Origin of the sequence: Streptomyces formicae (assembly GCF_002556545.1) — a bacterium.
In the GTDB taxonomy this organism is placed as follows: domain Bacteria; phylum Actinomycetota; class Actinomycetes; order Streptomycetales; family Streptomycetaceae; genus Streptomyces; species Streptomyces formicae_A.
Map to the genome: position 1 here is coordinate 8,307,204 of NZ_CP022685.1, position 14,954 is coordinate 8,322,157.

Annotated in this window: 12 protein-coding genes; 11 read left to right on the top strand and 1 reads right to left on the bottom strand. The window is 71.1% G+C overall.

Annotation, left to right across the window (positions count from 1 at the left end; translation table 11 throughout):
- Positions 1–95: 95 nt before the first annotated feature.
- From hpnE to KY5_RS36165, 10 genes are all read left to right on the top strand, one after another.
- A complete protein-coding gene (hpnE, locus tag KY5_RS36120) occupies positions 96–1,505 on the top strand; it encodes a hydroxysqualene dehydroxylase HpnE (RefSeq protein WP_098247708.1) in 1,410 nt (469 codons plus the stop codon).
- Positions 1,502–2,632, top strand: a complete 1,131-nt coding sequence (locus KY5_RS36125; RefSeq protein ID WP_098246156.1) for a polyprenyl synthetase family protein — start codon at positions 1,502–1,504, stop codon at positions 2,630–2,632. Before hpnE ends, KY5_RS36125 begins: the two co-directional genes overlap by 4 nt.
- 104 nt (positions 2,633–2,736) lie before the next feature.
- On the top strand, positions 2,737–4,731 hold the full coding sequence (gene shc, locus KY5_RS36130) for a squalene--hopene cyclase (protein ID WP_098246157.1): 1,995 nt from the start codon (positions 2,737–2,739) through the stop codon (positions 4,729–4,731).
- Positions 4,731–5,384 (top strand): 1-hydroxy-2-methyl-2-butenyl 4-diphosphate reductase, encoded by a 654-nt coding sequence (locus tag KY5_RS36135; RefSeq protein WP_098246158.1) that lies wholly within the window; start codon positions 4,731–4,733, stop codon positions 5,382–5,384. The genes shc and KY5_RS36135 overlap by 1 nt, the downstream gene beginning before the upstream one ends.
- Positions 5,385–5,389: 5 nt before the next feature.
- Positions 5,390–6,412: an adenosyl-hopene transferase HpnH gene (gene hpnH / locus KY5_RS36140; protein WP_098246159.1), complete on the top strand. Its 1,023-nt coding sequence runs from the start codon at positions 5,390–5,392 to the stop codon at positions 6,410–6,412.
- A gap of 4 nt (positions 6,413–6,416) precedes the next feature.
- Positions 6,417–7,583, top strand: a complete 1,167-nt coding sequence (gene ispG, locus KY5_RS36145; RefSeq protein WP_098246160.1) for a flavodoxin-dependent (E)-4-hydroxy-3-methylbut-2-enyl-diphosphate synthase — start codon at positions 6,417–6,419, stop codon at positions 7,581–7,583.
- A 25-nt stretch (positions 7,584–7,608) separates the two neighbouring features.
- On the top strand, positions 7,609–9,519 hold the full coding sequence (gene dxs / locus KY5_RS36150) for a 1-deoxy-D-xylulose-5-phosphate synthase (RefSeq protein WP_098246161.1): 1,911 nt from the start codon (positions 7,609–7,611) through the stop codon (positions 9,517–9,519).
- Positions 9,516–10,931 (top strand): aspartate aminotransferase family protein, encoded by a 1,416-nt coding sequence (locus tag KY5_RS36155; RefSeq protein WP_098246162.1) that lies wholly within the window; start codon positions 9,516–9,518, stop codon positions 10,929–10,931. Before dxs ends, KY5_RS36155 begins: the two co-directional genes overlap by 4 nt.
- A 79-nt stretch (positions 10,932–11,010) precedes the next feature.
- The gene (locus KY5_RS36160) at positions 11,011–11,679 is read left to right on the top strand and encodes a helix-turn-helix domain-containing protein (protein WP_098246163.1); all 669 of its coding nucleotides are present in this window, start codon (positions 11,011–11,013) and stop codon (positions 11,677–11,679) included.
- A gap of 62 nt (positions 11,680–11,741) precedes the next feature.
- The gene (locus KY5_RS36165) at positions 11,742–11,864 is read left to right on the top strand and encodes a DUF6126 family protein (RefSeq protein WP_055545828.1); all 123 of its coding nucleotides are present in this window, start codon (positions 11,742–11,744) and stop codon (positions 11,862–11,864) included.
- Positions 11,865–11,869: 5 nt separating this feature from the next.
- On the opposite strand, the gene KY5_RS36170 is transcribed toward KY5_RS36165, so the two are convergent.
- On the bottom strand, positions 11,870–12,667 hold the full coding sequence (locus KY5_RS36170) for a tyrosine-protein phosphatase (protein ID WP_098246164.1): 798 nt from the start codon (positions 12,665–12,667) through the stop codon (positions 11,870–11,872).
- Positions 12,668–12,849: 182 nt separating this feature from the next.
- On the opposite strand from KY5_RS36170, the gene KY5_RS36175 reads away from it, so the two are divergent.
- Entirely contained in the window at positions 12,850–14,940 is a 2,091-nt protein-coding gene (locus KY5_RS36175; RefSeq protein ID WP_098246165.1) for an alpha-galactosidase, read from the top strand.
- Positions 14,941–14,954 lie beyond the last annotated feature (14 nt).

Consider the following 14,954-nt stretch of genomic DNA (forward strand, 5'->3'; position numbering starts at 1 on the left):
GGGACCGGCACCGCGAAGCGGCGGGCAACCCTCCGCTCCATGGTCGCGTCCCAGACTGCAACGGCTGAAAAGGAGGGTGCGTGAACAGCGAGAACATGCGGCCCGACGGGCTGGACGCGGACGCCGGAGGCCGCCCTGGAGGGGCGGCCGCCGTAGTGGTCGGCGGCGGGCTCGCCGGTGTCACGGCGGCCCTCTCGCTCGCCGACGCGGGACTGCGCGTGACGCTGCTCGAAGGCAGGCCCCGGCTCGGCGGACTCGCCTTCTCCTTCCGGCGCGGCGAACTGACCGTCGACAACGGCCAGCACGTCTATCTGCGCTGCTGCACGGCCTACCGGTGGTTCCTCGACCGCGTCGGCGGCGCGCACCTCGCACCCGTGCAGGAACGACTCGACGTGCCGGTGCTCGACGCCGACCGCAACCGGCTCGGACGCCTGCGCCGCACCGCGCTGCCCGTGCCGCTGCACCTGGCGGCGAGCCTCGCCACCTACCCGCACCTGTCGGTCGCCGAGCGCGCCAAGGTGGGACGCGCGGCGCTCGCCCTCAAGGGACTGGATCCGGCCGATCCCGTGCTCGACGGCCAGGACTTCGGCAGCTGGCTGGCCGCGCACGGCCAGTCCGCGCGCGCCATCGAGGCCCTCTGGGACCTGGTGGGCGTCGCGACCCTCAACGCCGTCGCGGGCGACGCCTCGCTCGGGCTCGCCGCGATGGTCTTCAAGACCGGGCTGCTCTCCGACCCCGGCGCCGCCGACATCGGCTGGGCCAGGGTGCCCCTCGGTGATCTGCACGACGGACTCGCCCGCAAGGCGCTCGACGCCGCGGGAGTCCGTACCGAACTGAAGACACGAGTCACCTCCATCTCCCGTACGGACAACGGCGGTTGGAGCGTGGAGGTTCCCGGCGAGCGCATCGAGGCCGACACCGTCGTGCTCGCCGTGCCGCAGCACGAGACGCACGACCTGCTCCCGGACGGCGCGCTCGACGAGCCCGACCGGCTGCTCGACATCGACAACGCGCCGATCCTCAACATCCACGTGGTGTACGACCGCAAGGTCCTCAAGCGGCCGTTCTTCGCCGCCCTCGGCTCGCCGATCCAGTGGGTCTTCGACCGGACCGACGCCTCGGGCCTCGCCTCGGGGCAGTACCTGGCGCTCTCCCAGTCGGCCGCGCAGGACGAGATCGACGCCCCCGTCGCCGCGCTGCGAGAGCGCTATCTTCCGGAGCTGGAGCGGCTGCTGCCCGCCGCGCACGGCGCCGAGGTGCGGGACTTCTTCGTGACCCGCGAGCGCACCGCCACGTTCGCGCCGACGCCCGGCGTCGGCAGGCTCAGGCCCGGCGCCCGTACGAAGGCCCCCGGTCTGTACCTCGCGGGCGCGTGGACCGCCACCGGCTGGCCCGCGACCATGGAGAGCGCCGTACGCAGCGGCATCAGCGCGGCCGAGGCCGCCCTCTCCACTCTCGACCGCCCCCGTGATCACCTCTTCGCATTCGAGGAGGCGGCGGCGTGAAGCTCGACCTTCTGGGGTCAGGTCCCCAGAACACCAGCACCGGACCAAGAGGAGAAACTGTGCCGACTGTGCCCTCGGCCGAAACGGCTGCCGACACGGTGGACGTGACCTCACTGCTCGAGCGCGGAAGGACGCTGGCCACCCCGGTGCTGCGGGCCGCGGTGGACCGCCTCGCGCCGCCCATGGACACCGTCGCCGCCTACCACTTCGGGTGGATCGACGCCGCGGGCAACCCGTCCGACGGCGACGGCGGCAAGGCGGTGCGCCCCGCGCTCGCCCTGCTCTCCGCCGAGGCCGCGGGCGCGGCCCCCGAGGTCGGCGTGCCCGGCGCGGTCGCCGTCGAGCTCGTGCACAACTTCTCGCTCCTGCACGACGATCTGATGGACGGCGACGAACAGCGCCGCCACCGCGACACCGTGTGGAAGGTGCACGGCCCCGCGCAGGCCATCCTCGTCGGCGACGCGCTCTTCGCGCTCGCCAACGAGATCCTCCTGGAGATCGGCACCGTCGAGGCGGGCCGCGCCACGCGCCGCCTCACCACCGCCACGCGCGCGCTGATCGACGGCCAGGCGCAGGACATCTCCTACGAGCACCGCGAGCGGGTCACCGTCGAGGAGTGCCTGGAGATGGAGGGCAACAAGACCGGCGCCCTGCTCGCCTGCGCGGTCTCCATCGGCGCCGTCCTCGGCGGCGCGGACGACCGCACTGCCGACACCCTGGAGAAGTACGGCTACCACCTCGGCCTCGCCTTCCAGGCAGTGGACGACCTGCTCGGCATCTGGGGCGACCCCGAGGCCACCGGCAAGCAGACGTGGAGCGACCTGCGCCAGCGAAAGAAGTCGCTGCCGGTCGTCGCGGCCCTCGCCGCGGGCGGACCCGCGTCCGAGCGGCTCGGCGAGCTGCTCGCCGCCGACGCCAAGAGCAGTGACTTCGAGAACTTCTCCGAGGAGGAGTTCGCCGCGCGCGCCGCCCTGATCGACGAGGCCGGCGGGCGCGAGTGGACCGCCGAGGAGGCCCGGCGCCAGCACACCATCGCCATCGAGGCCCTTGACACCGTCCAGATGCCGGACCGGGTGCGGGCGCAGCTCGTCGCGCTCGCCGACTTCGTCGTCGTACGAAAGAGATGATCATTATCGGCCGCATATGACTCGCAGTCGCCGGCCGGCGCTTCGCGTCGGCCGACGGCGGACCCACAGCAGACGTAGCCACCGCACTGCACGAAGGGGAAGCCATGACAGCGACGACCGACGGAAGCACCGGAGCGGCCACGCCCCGCGCAGCCTCGGCCAGCCAGCCACTCGACACGACCGCCGCGACGCCGGGCACGCGTGACGCCGCCGCGCGCGCCATACAACGCTCCACGGATTTCCTGCTCTCCCGACAGGACGCCCAGGGCTGGTGGAAGGGCGACCTCGAGACCAATGTGACGATGGACGCCGAGGACCTCCTCCTGCGGCAGTTCCTCGGGATCAGGGACGAGCCGACCACGCGCGCCGCCGCGCTCTTCATCCGCGGCGAGCAGCGCGACGACGGCACCTGGGCCACCTTCTACGGCGGGCCCGGCGAACTCTCCACCACCGTCGAGGCGTACGTCGCCTTGCGCCTGGCAGGCGACAGGCCCGACGAGCCGCACATGGTGAAGGCTTCCGCGTGGGTCAGGGAGCAGGGCGGCATCGCCGCGAGCCGGGTCTTCACCCGCATCTGGCTGGCCCTCTTCGGCTGGTGGAAATGGGACGACCTGCCCGAACTCCCGCCGGAGCTCATCTACTTCCCCAAGTGGTTCCCGCTCAACATCTACGACTTCGGCTGCTGGGCGCGGCAGACCATCGTGCCGCTCACGATCGTCTCCGCCAAGCGGCCCGTGCGCCCCGCGCCGTTCGCCCTGGACGAGCTGCACGCCGACGCGCGCCGCCCGAACCCCGTCAAGCCCCTGGCCCCGGTGGCGAGTTGGGACGGGATCTTCCAGCGGCTCGACAAGGCGCTGCACGTCTACCACAAGGTCGCGCCGCGCCGGGTGCGCAAGGCCGCGATGAACAGCGCGGCGCGCTGGATCATCGAGCGGCAGGAGAACGACGGCTGCTGGGGCGGGATCCAGCCGCCCGCCGTCTACTCCGTGATCGCCCTGCACCTGCTCGGCTACGACCTGGACCACCCGGTCCTGAAGGCCGGGCTCGACTCGCTCGACCGGTTCGCGGTGTGGCGCGACGACGGCGCCCGGATGATCGAGGCGTGTCAGTCGCCGGTGTGGGACACCTGCCTGGCGACCATCGCGCTCGCGGACGCCGGAGTGCCCGCCGACCACCCGCAGTTGGTCAAGGCCGCGGACTGGATGCTGGGCGAGCAGATCGTCCGTCCAGGGGACTGGTCGGTGCGCAGACCGGGACTGACCCCGGGCGGCTGGGCGTTCGAGTTCCACAACGACAACTACCCCGACATCGACGACACCGCGGAGGTCGCCCTCGCGCTGCGCCGGGTCAAGCATCCGGACAAGGCGCGCATGGAGAACGCCATCGAGCGCGGGGTGCGCTGGAACCTCGGCATGCAGTCGAAGAACGGCGCCTGGGGCGCCTTCGACGTCGACAACACCAGCGCCTTCCCCAACCGGCTGCCGTTCTGCGACTTCGGCGAGGTCATCGACCCGCCGTCCGCCGACGTCACCGGGCACGTGGTGGAGATGCTCGCCGTCGAGGGCAGGTCGCACGACCCGCGCACCCGGCGCGGCATCGAGTGGCTGCTCGCCGAACAGGAGGAGAACGGCGCCTGGTTCGGCCGCTGGGGCGTCAACTACATCTACGGTACGGGGTCGGTGGTGCCCGCCCTGGTCACGGCGGGGCTGCCCGCCTCGCACCGCGCCATCCGCCGCGCCGTGAGCTGGGTGGAGTCGGTACAGAACGACGACGGCGGCTGGGGCGAGGACCTGCGCTCCTACCGCGACCGGGGCTGGGTCGGGCACGGCACGTCGAGCGCCTCGCAGACCGCGTGGGCGCTGCTCGCGCTCCTCTCGGCCGGTGAACGCGAGGCCAAGTCCGTGGAGCGGGGCATCGCCTGGCTCGCCGAGACGCAGCGCGAGGACGGCTCCTGGGACGAGCCGTACTTCACCGGCACCGGATTCCCCTGGGACTTCTCCATCAACTACCACCTCTACCGGCAGGTGTTCCCGCTGACCGCGCTCGGCAGGTACGTCAACGGCGAGCCGTTCACGGGCGGCTCCGGCAAGGGGAGCTGATGGCCGAGGCCCCGGCCCGGCCGCCGGGCCATCCGCCGCTGCTGATCGCCTGCGCGCTCGGCATCGAGCACCTCGCCCTGCGCACCGGCGACCGCGGCGGCGCGCCGGGCGCCACGACCGTGCTGCGCACCGGCATGGGTCCCAAGAACGCCGACAGCGCCGTCACCAAGGCGCTCGGCACGGAGGCGCTGCGCGAAGCGGCCGTCCTGGCGACCGGCTTCTGCGCCGGGCTCGCCCCCGGCATGCACCCCGGCGACCTGGTCGTCGCCGAGGAGACCAGGGACGCGCGCGGCAGCATCCGGTGCCAGGGCACGGGCCTCCTCGTCGAGGAACTGGTGAAGGCCGTGCCGGGGCGCACGGTGCACACCGGCCCGCTGACCGGCTCCGATCACGTCGTCCGCGGCCACGAGCGGGAGGACCTGCTGGCCACGGGCGCGATCGCGGTGGACATGGAGTCCGCCGCGACGCTGCACAGCGCGATGCGCGCCGGACGGCGGCCCGTTGCCGCCGTCCGGGTGGTCGTGGACGCCCCACAGCACGAACTCGTCCGCATCGGCACGGTGCGCGGTGGAATATCGGCTTTCCGCGTTCTCCGTGCCGTTCTTCCCGCATTTTTCGAATGGCACCGTTCTTCTTTGCTCCCTCGGAGGTGAGCCAGATGGCCATGCCGCTGCGCCAGACCATCAAGGTCGCGACGTATCTCTTTGAACAGAAGCTGCGCAAGCGGGAGAAGTTCCCGCTGATTGTGGAGTTGGAGCCGCTCTTCGCATGCAACCTCGCGTGCGAGGGATGCGGCAAGATCCAGCACCCCGCCGGGGTGCTCAAGCAGCGCATGCCGGTGGCCCAGGCCGTGGGTGCCGTGCTCGAATCCGGTGCGCCGATGGTGTCCATCGCCGGTGGCGAACCGCTGATGCACCCTCACATGGACGAGATCGTCCGGCAGTTGGTGGCGAAGAAGAAATACGTCTTCCTGTGCACCAACGCGATGCTGCTGCGCAAGAAGCTGGAGAAGTTCACGCCTTCGCCGTACTTCGCGTTCGCCGTGCACATCGACGGAATGCGGGAGAGGCACGACGAATCCGTCGCGAAGGAGGGCGTGTTCGACGAGGCGGTGGCGGCCATCAAGGAGGCCAAGAAGCGCGGTTTCCGCGTCACCACCAACTCGACCTTCTTCAGCAACGACACTCCGCAGAACATCATCGAGGTCCTCAACTACCTCAATGACGAGCTGGAGGTCGACGAGATGATGCTGTCGCCCGCCTACGCCTACGAGAAGGCGCCGGACCAGGAGCACTTCCTGGGCGTGGAGCAGACCCGTGAACTCTTCAAGAAGGCCTTCGCGGGCGGCAACAGGCGGCGCTGGCGCCTGAACCACTCGCCGCTCTTCCTGGACTTCCTGGAGGGCAAGGCGGACTTCCCGTGCACCGCGTGGGCGATCCCGAACTACTCGCTCTTCGGCTGGCAGCGCCCCTGCTACCTGATGAGCGACGGGTACGTCCCCACGTACAAGGAGCTCATCGAGGAGACCGACTGGAGCAAGTACGGCCGCGGCAAGGACCCGCGCTGCGCCAACTGCATGGCCCACTGCGGCTACGAGCCGACCGCCGTCCTCGCCACCATGGGCTCCCTGAAGGAGTCCATCCGCGCGGCGCGCGAGACGGTCTCCGGAAACCGCGGGTGACGTCGTGACCTCCGGAGAGCCCGTCTCTTTGGGGCTTCCCGAGCTGCCGGTCCGACCCGTCTCGGAGCGCCGCGTCTCGCGGCGCATCGAGGTCGGACCGGTGGCCGTGGGGGGCGGTGCGCCGATCTCGGTGCAGTCGATGACGACGACGCGTACGTCGGACATCGGTGCGACCCTGCAGCAGATCGCGGAGCTGACCGCGTCGGGCTGCCAGATCGTGCGGGTGGCGTGTCCGACGCAGGATGACGCGGACGCGTTGGCCACGATCGCGCGGAAGTCGCAGATCCCGGTGATCGCGGACATTCACTTCCAGCCGAAGTACGTGTTCGCGGCGATTGATGCCGGGTGTGCGGCGGTGCGGGTGAATCCGGGGAACATCAAGCAGTTCGACGACAAGGTCAAGGAGATCGCGAAGGCGGCTTCGGCGGCGGGGACGCCGATTCGGATCGGGGTCAACGCGGGGTCGTTGGACGCGCGGTTGTTGAAGAAGTACGGCAAGGCGACGCCGGAGGCTCTGGTGGAGTCGGCGCTCTGGGAGGCGTCGCTCTTCGAGGAGCACGGTTTCCGGGACATCAAGATCTCGGTGAAGCACAACGATCCGGTGGTGATGGTGAATGCCTACCGGCAGTTGGCGGCGGCGTGTGACTATCCGTTGCACCTGGGGGTGACGGAGGCGGGTCCCGCCTTCCAGGGCACGATCAAGTCGGCGGTGGCGTTCGGTGCGCTGTTGAGCGAGGGCATCGGCGACACGATCCGTGTCTCGCTGTCCGCGCCGCCCGCCGAAGAGGTCAAGGTCGGCATCCAGATCCTGGAGTCCCTCAATCTCCGCCAGCGGCGTCTGGAGATCGTGTCGTGTCCGTCGTGCGGGCGGGCGCAGGTGGATGTGTACAAGCTGGCCGAAGAGGTGACCGCGGGTCTGGACGGCATGGAGGTGCCGTTGCGGGTGGCGGTCATGGGGTGTGTGGTCAACGGTCCCGGTGAGGCTCGTGAGGCGGACCTCGGGGTCGCGTCGGGCAATGGCAAGGGGCAGATCTTCGTGAAGGGCGAGGTCATCAAGACCGTTCCCGAGTCGAAGATCGTCGAGACCCTCATCGAAGAGGCGATGAAGATCGCCGCGCAGATGGAGGACGACGGCATCCCGTCAGGGGTGCCCGACGTCACCGTGAGCTGAGAACAACCGGAGAGGGGGCCCGAGCATGACCATTCTGGACACCATTCGGGGGCCGCGCGATCTGAAGGCGCTGTCCGAGGCGGAGCTCGACGAACTGGCAGAGGAGATCCGGGAGTTCCTGGTGCACGCGGTCGCCAGGACCGGCGGGCACCTCGGACCCAACCTGGGCGTGGTGGAGCTCTCCATCGCCCTGCACCGGGTCTTCGAGTCGCCGGTCGACCGGCTCGTGTGGGACACCGGCCACCAGAGCTACGTGCACAAGCTCCTGACGGGGCGGCAGGACTTCTCCAAGCTGCGCGGCAAGGGCGGCCTCTCCGGTTACCCCTCGCGCGAGGAGTCCGAGCACGACATCGTCGAGAACAGTCACGCCTCCACCGCGCTCGGCTGGGCCGACGGCCTCGCCAAGGCGCGCCAGGTGCTCGGCGAGCGCGGCCACGTCGTCGCCGTCATCGGCGACGGCGCGCTGACCGGCGGCATGGCCTGGGAGGCGCTGAACAACATCGCCGCCGCCAAGGACCGGCCGCTGATCATCGTCGTCAACGACAACGAGCGCTCCTACGCCCCGACCATCGGCGGCCTCGCCAACCACCTCGCCACGCTCCGTACGACGGACAGCTACGAGCAGGTGCTCGCCTGGGGCAAGGACATACTCCAGCGCACCCCCGTGGTCGGGCGCACGCTCTACGAATCGCTGCACGGCGCCAAGAAGGGCTTCAAGGACGCCTTCGCGCCGCAGGGCATGTTCGAGGACCTGGGGCTCAAGTACGTCGGGCCGATCGACGGGCACGACATCGGGGCCGTCGAGTCGGCGCTGCGACGCGCGAAACGCTTCCACGGGCCCGTCCTGATCCACTGCCTGACCGAGAAGGGGCGCGGCTACGAGCCCGCGCTCGCGGACGAGGCCGACCGCTTCCACACCGTCGGCGTCATGGACCCGCTCACCTGCGAACCGCTCGCGCCGTCCAACGGACCCTCCTGGACCTCGGTGTTCGGGGACGAGATCGTCCGCATCGGTGCCGAACGCGACGACGTGGTCGCCATCACCGCGGCGATGCTGGGGCCCGTCGGCCTGACCAAGTTCGCCGAGGCGTACCCGGACCGCGTGTGGGACGTCGGCATCGCCGAGCAGCACGCCGCGGTGTCGGCGGCCGGACTGGCGACGGGCGGCCTGCATCCCGTGGTCGCGGTCTACGCGACCTTCCTCAACCGGGCCTTCGACCAGCTCCTGATGGACGTGGCGCTGCACAAGTGCGGCGTGACCTTCGTCCTCGACAGGGCCGGTGTGACCGGCGTCGACGGCGCCTCGCACAACGGCATGTGGGACATGTCGATCCTCCAGGTCGTACCGGGCCTGCGGATCGCGGCGCCGCGCGACGCCGACCAACTGCGGCTCCAGCTGCGGGAGGCGGTCACCGTGGACGACGCGCCGACCCTGCTCCGCTTCCCCAAGGAGTCGGTGGGACCCGCGATCCCGGCCGTCGACCGGCTCGGCGGGATGGACATCCTGCTCCAGGAGGACGACGCCGACGTGCTGTTGGTCGCCGTCGGCGTGATGGCGCCGGTCTGCCTCCAGGCCGCCGAGCTGCTCGGGGCGGGCGGTCTGCGCTGCACCGTGGTGGACCCGCGCTGGGTCAAGCCGGTCGACGCGGAGCTGCCGGGGCTCGCCGCGCGCCACCGCGTCGTGGCGGTCGTCGAGGACAACAGCCGCTCCGCCGGTGTCGGCGCCGCGGTCGCGCTCGCGCTCGGCGAGGCCGAAGTGGACGTACCGGTACGGAGGTTCGGGATCCCCGAGCAGTTCCTCGCGCACGCCAAGCGCGGCGAGGTGCTCGCGGACCTCGGGCTCACGCCGGTCGAGATCGCGGGGCGGATCAGCGCCACACTGGCGGCCAAGGAGAGCACGGGGGAGCAGGGTCCAGGCAAGGAGCACAGCGCATGACCAAGGAGTTCGGCACGGAGGAACGCGGTGCCAAGGAGTTCGACCTCGGCAGACTCCTCGCCGAGCGGGGCGCCGAGCGGTACGAACTGCACGCGCGGCACCTCAACCACCAACTGCCGCGCATGCTGCACACCATCGGCTTCGACAAGGTCTACGAGCGGGCCGAGGGCGCGTACTTCTGGGACGCGGACGGCAACGACTACCTCGACATGCTCGCGGGCTTCGGGGTGATGGGCCTCGGCAGGCACCACCCCGTCGTACGCAAGGCGCTGCACGACGTCCTCGACGCCTCGCTCGCCGACCTCACCCGCTTCGACTGCCAGCCGCTGCCGGGGCTGCTCGCCGAGCGGCTGCTCACGCACAGCCCGCACCTGGACCGGGTGTTCTTCGGCAACAGCGGCACCGAAGCGGTCGAGACGGCGCTGAAGTTCGCCCGGTACGCCACCGGCAGGCCGAGGGTGCTCTACTGCGCGCACGCCTTCCACGGGCTGACCACCGGATCGCTCTCCGTCAACGGCGAGGGCGGCTTCCGCGACGGCTTCGCGCCGCTGCTGCCCGACACCGCCGTGTCGCTCGGCGACCTGGACGCGCTGCGCAAGGAGCTGAAGAAGGGCGACGTCGCCGCTCTCATCGTCGAGCCCATCCAGGGCAAGGGGGTGCACGAGACGCCGCCCGGCTATCTGCGCGCCGCCCAGGAGCTGCTCCACCAGCACAAGGCGCTGCTGATCGCCGACGAGGTGCAGACGGGCCTCGGCAGGACCGGCGACTTCTACGCCTATCAGCACGAGGAGGGCGTCGAGCCCGATCTGCTCTGTGTCGCCAAGGCGCTGTCGGGCGGCTACGTGCCGGTCGGCGCGACCCTCGGCAAGGACTGGATCTTCAAGAAGGTCTACTCCTCGATGGACCGGGTGCTCGTGCACTCGGCGAGCTTCGGGTCCAACGCGCAGGCCATGGCGGCGGGACTCGCCGTCCTGTCCGTGATGGAGGACGAGAAGGTCGTCGAGAACGCCCGGGTGACCGGGGAGCTGCTCAAGACGCGGCTCGCGGCCCTGGTGGAGCGCTATGAGCTGCTGAGCGAGGTGCGCGGCCGGGGGCTCATGGTCGGCATCGAGTTCGGCAGGCCCAAGTCGCTGAAGCTGCGCGGTCGTTGGACGATGCTCCAGGCCGCCCGCAAGGGGCTCTTCGCGCAGATGGTGGTCGTACCGCTGCTGCAGAAGCACCGCATCCTCACCCAGGTGTCCGGCGATCACCTGGAGGTGATCAAGCTGATCCCGCCGCTGACCGTCGGCGAGGCGGAGGTGGACCGCTTCGTCGAGGCGTTCACCGCCGTGATGGACGACGCGCACAGCGGGGGCGGTCTGATGTGGGACTTCGGCAAGACACTGGTGAAGCAGGCGGTCGCGAACCGGTGACGTGACGGCGCACTCCTGAGGATTTTGCCTCTCGGGCAAGAAAGTTGCCCGAGAGGCAAGGCTCTGGCTCAATCGGACCATGAGCCAAGCCGAGCCCCTGGGGCCCGCCGAGCCGTCCCGCGCGGACGGAGAGCCGCCCGCCGAGCCGTCCCCGGCGGACGAGGCACTGCCCGCCGTCGCGCCCCAGCTGCGTGAGCTGCGCCGCCGCGCGTCGCTCACCCTGGAGGCCGCGGCCCGCACCGCCGGACTCTCGCCCGCCCATCTGTCCCGTCTGGAGACCGGGCAGCGCCAGCCCTCGCTGCCCATGCTGCTCGCGCTCGCGCGTATCTACGGTACGACGGTCTCCGAGCTCCTCGGCGAGACGGTCGCCGACCGGGACTCGATCGTGCGCGCGGCCGCCATGGAGCCGACCCGCGCGGGCGGCTGGACCTACTGGCAGGCGGGCGCCCCCGGCCGGGGCATGCAGGCGCTGCGCGTGCACGTCCCGTACGGGGCGCAGGGCGACATCGTGCGCGTCCACCCCGGTGAGGAGTGGCTGTACGTCCTCACCGGGCGGCTGCGGCTGCGCCTCGGGGACACCGCGCACCTCCTCGGGCCCGGGGACAGCGCGCACTTCGACTCGCTGACCCCGCACCGGATCGCCGCCGCCGACCGGGACGGCGCCGATCTCCTCTTCGTCCACACACTGCTGCAGAGCCCCGCCACCGCGCTGTGCCTCGGGGGCCCCACTCAGGGAGAGTCGACATGACGGAATCCGCACCGCAGGAACCTGTCGAGGCCGAGCAGCCCGAACAGCCCGCCAAGAAGGCGATGCGCCTGGAGGAGAAGTTCCCGAGGGCGCTCTGGGTCCGGCTGATCATCTATGTGGCGGTGGGCCACATCTTCGCGGCCTTCATCTACCTGCTGTTCGAGCTGGGCGCGCAGAACCAGTAGCCCGGTCAGTCGAGCAGGCGCTCGCGGAGCCGCTCACGGGTCGCCGGGGTCACCTTGAGGCCGTCGGCGAGGTAGGCGTCCACGGTGCCCCAGGTCTCGTCGATCGTCGCGAAGGCCGCCGCCAGATACTCGGCACGGGCGTCGAAGAGCGGGCTGAGCAGCTCCATGACCTCGGGGGACATCCCGCCGGGGGCGTCGGTGGCACGCTGCACGCGGTAGCGCCGGTGCGCCGCGTTCGACTCCAGGTAGTCCGCCTCGATGGCATCGCGCTCGACGCCGACGGCAAGCAGCGTCACGGCTATGGAGAGCCCCGCGCGGTCCTTGCCCGCCGCGCAGTGCATCAGGGCGGGCACGCTGTCCTCGGCGAGCGCGTGCAGCACCTGGCTGTGCTCGGCGGTGCGCTGCTTGATGATCGCGCGGTACGAGGACGACATGCGGTCCGCGGCCTTGCCGTCGGCGAGGACCGAGCGCAGCTGGTCCAGCTCGCCGTCGCGGACCATCTTCCAGAACTCGGCGCCGTCGGCCGGGTCGGTGAGCGGCAGGTTCACGTTGCGCACGCCGGGCAGCGCGACGTCGGGGCCCTCCAGGCGCTGGTCGGCGGCGTTGCGGAAGTCGAAGATCGTGTGCAGTCCCAGCGAGCCGAGGAAGACGGCGTCGGCCTCGGTCGCGTGTGCCAGGTGACCACTGCGGAAGAGCCTGCCGGGGCGTACGCGGCGGCCGTCCACGGTCGGCAGCCCGCCCACGTCACGGAAGTTGCGCACTCCGGCAAGCTCGGGCTCTGTCGACGGGACCTGCTGGGTCACGGGCTCTCCTCGGACTCTGCTGCCGGCGCGGCTCGCCGGTGGACGCGTCTTCCGACGATACGACATGGGTTCCTGAGGCAATCACCCCTGCGCGGGCGTTGCCCCGGCGGCGAAGCGCCCACCAGGATGTGCCCACGCGCGCGTGCCGGCGCGGACCGTGGAACCGGGTCGGTGGGGGCTTGATGATCGAGATCGGTACGGACGGCCGCACCTGGCTGCTCTCGGGCCCCACCAGCAGCTACGCCCTGCGGCTCACGGACCGCGACGAGCTGGTGCACCTGTACTGGGGCGCACGCATCGCCCTGGCCGACGCCGAGGCCCTGGCCGCCGAGCCACCGCCTCCGGAGCGCGGCTTCGAGTCGTGGCTCGACGGGCGCGAGGAGTATCCGGTGGAGGGCGGCCGCCGCTTCGTACGGCCCGCGCTGTCCGTCCGCGACGAGCGGGTGCGCGGCACCGAGTGGCGCCACACCGCATCGGCCGCGCTCGACGAGGAACTCCAGCTGCACTTCGAGGACCCCCTGCACCACCTCGCGATCAGCCTCGTCCACCGGCTGCGCGGCGATGTCGTCGAGCGGTTCGTGATCCTCACCCACGAGGGGGACCACCGCACCCGGCCGCTGGAAGTGCTGCGCGCGGACTCGGCGACCTGGACGCTGCCGCGCCGCGAGCGCTGGCGGCTCTCGCAGCTGCACGGCCGGTGGGGTGCCGAGTCACGCCTGACGCGCGGCGACCTCACGTACGGCGAGCAGACCATCGGCAGCAGGCGCGGGCACACCGGTCACGCCCATCTGCCCTGGGTCGCGCTCGACGCGGAGGGCGCGAGCGAGGAGAGCGGCGAGGTCTACAGCTGCGCCCTCGCCTGGTCGGGGTCCTGGCGGATCACCGTGCGCCAACTGCCCGACGGCGCCGTACAGATCACCGGCGGCATGGGCCACGACGACGCCGGGGTCACCGTCCTGCGGCCCGGCACGGCGATCGTCACCCCCGTCTTCGCCGGTCTGTGGAGCGGCGCGGGCTTCGGCGGTGCGAGCCGGGCCTGGCACGCCTACCAGCGCGCGCACGTGATCCCGGACGCGCGGACGGTCCGTCCGGTGCTCTACAACTCCTGGGAGGCCACCGGCTTCGACATCTCCGAGGAGCAGCAGCGGGCGCTCGCGCACCGGGCCGCGGACCTCGGCGTCGAGCTGTTCGTCGTCGACGACGCGTGGTTCGGCGGCCGCGTCGACGACCGGACGGGGCTCGGCGACTGGACGCCGAACCCCGACCGCTTCCCCGAAGGGCTGGGGCCCCTGGCCGACGAGGTGCACCGGCTCGGCATGCGGTTCGGGATCTGGGTGGAGCCGGAGATGGTCAACCCCGACAGCGACCTCTACCGCGCACACCCCGACTGGGTGCAGCACCAACCCGGCCGTGCCCGTACCGAGTTCCGCAACCAGCTGGTGCTCGATCTCACGCGCGCGGACGTACGCGCGTACCTGTGGAAACAGCTCGACGGGCTGCTCTCCAGCGCGCCCATCGACTATGTGAAGTGGGACTTCAACCGGAGCTTCACCGATGCCGGGCGGCCGGGCGACGCCGATCTGCCGGAGCTGTGGTGGGCCCACCCGCAGCACCTCTACGACCTCGTCGACCGGCTGCGGGCCGCGCACCCCACGGTGTCCTTCGAGTCCTGCTCGGGCGGCGGGGGCCGCGTCGACCTCGGCATCCTCGCCAGGACCGACCAGGTGTGGATCTCCGACAACACCGACCCCCTGGACCGGCTCGCCATCCAGCACGGCTTCAGTCAGCTGCACCCCGCGCGCGTGATGGCCGCCTGGGTCACCGACAGCCCCAACGTCCAGCTCAACGACCGGGTCAGCTCGCTGCGCTTCCGGTTCGTCAGCGCCATGGCCGGGGTGCTCGGGATCGGCGGCGACCTCACCCGGTGGGACGAGGGCGAACTCGCCGAAGCACGCGAATGGGTGGATCTGTACAAGGAGATCAGGCCCTTGGTGCAACTCGGCGACCTGTACCGGCTGCGCCCCTGGGACGGGGGCCTGAGCGCCGTGCAGTACGTGCTCGGCGACCATGCCGTGGTCCTCGCCTGGCTGCCGTCGCAGTCGTACGGCGAGGAGCAGGCGCCGCTGCGGCTGCGCGGGCTCGACCCGGCGGCGCTCTACGAGTGCCGGGACACGGGGGAGACCTACCGGGGCGGAGTCCTGTTGCGGCGTGGGCTGCTCACCGGCCTCCGAGGGGACCTGGACGCCGGGGTGTTCCGGCTGCGGAGGGTCTGACGGCGCGCGGCCCC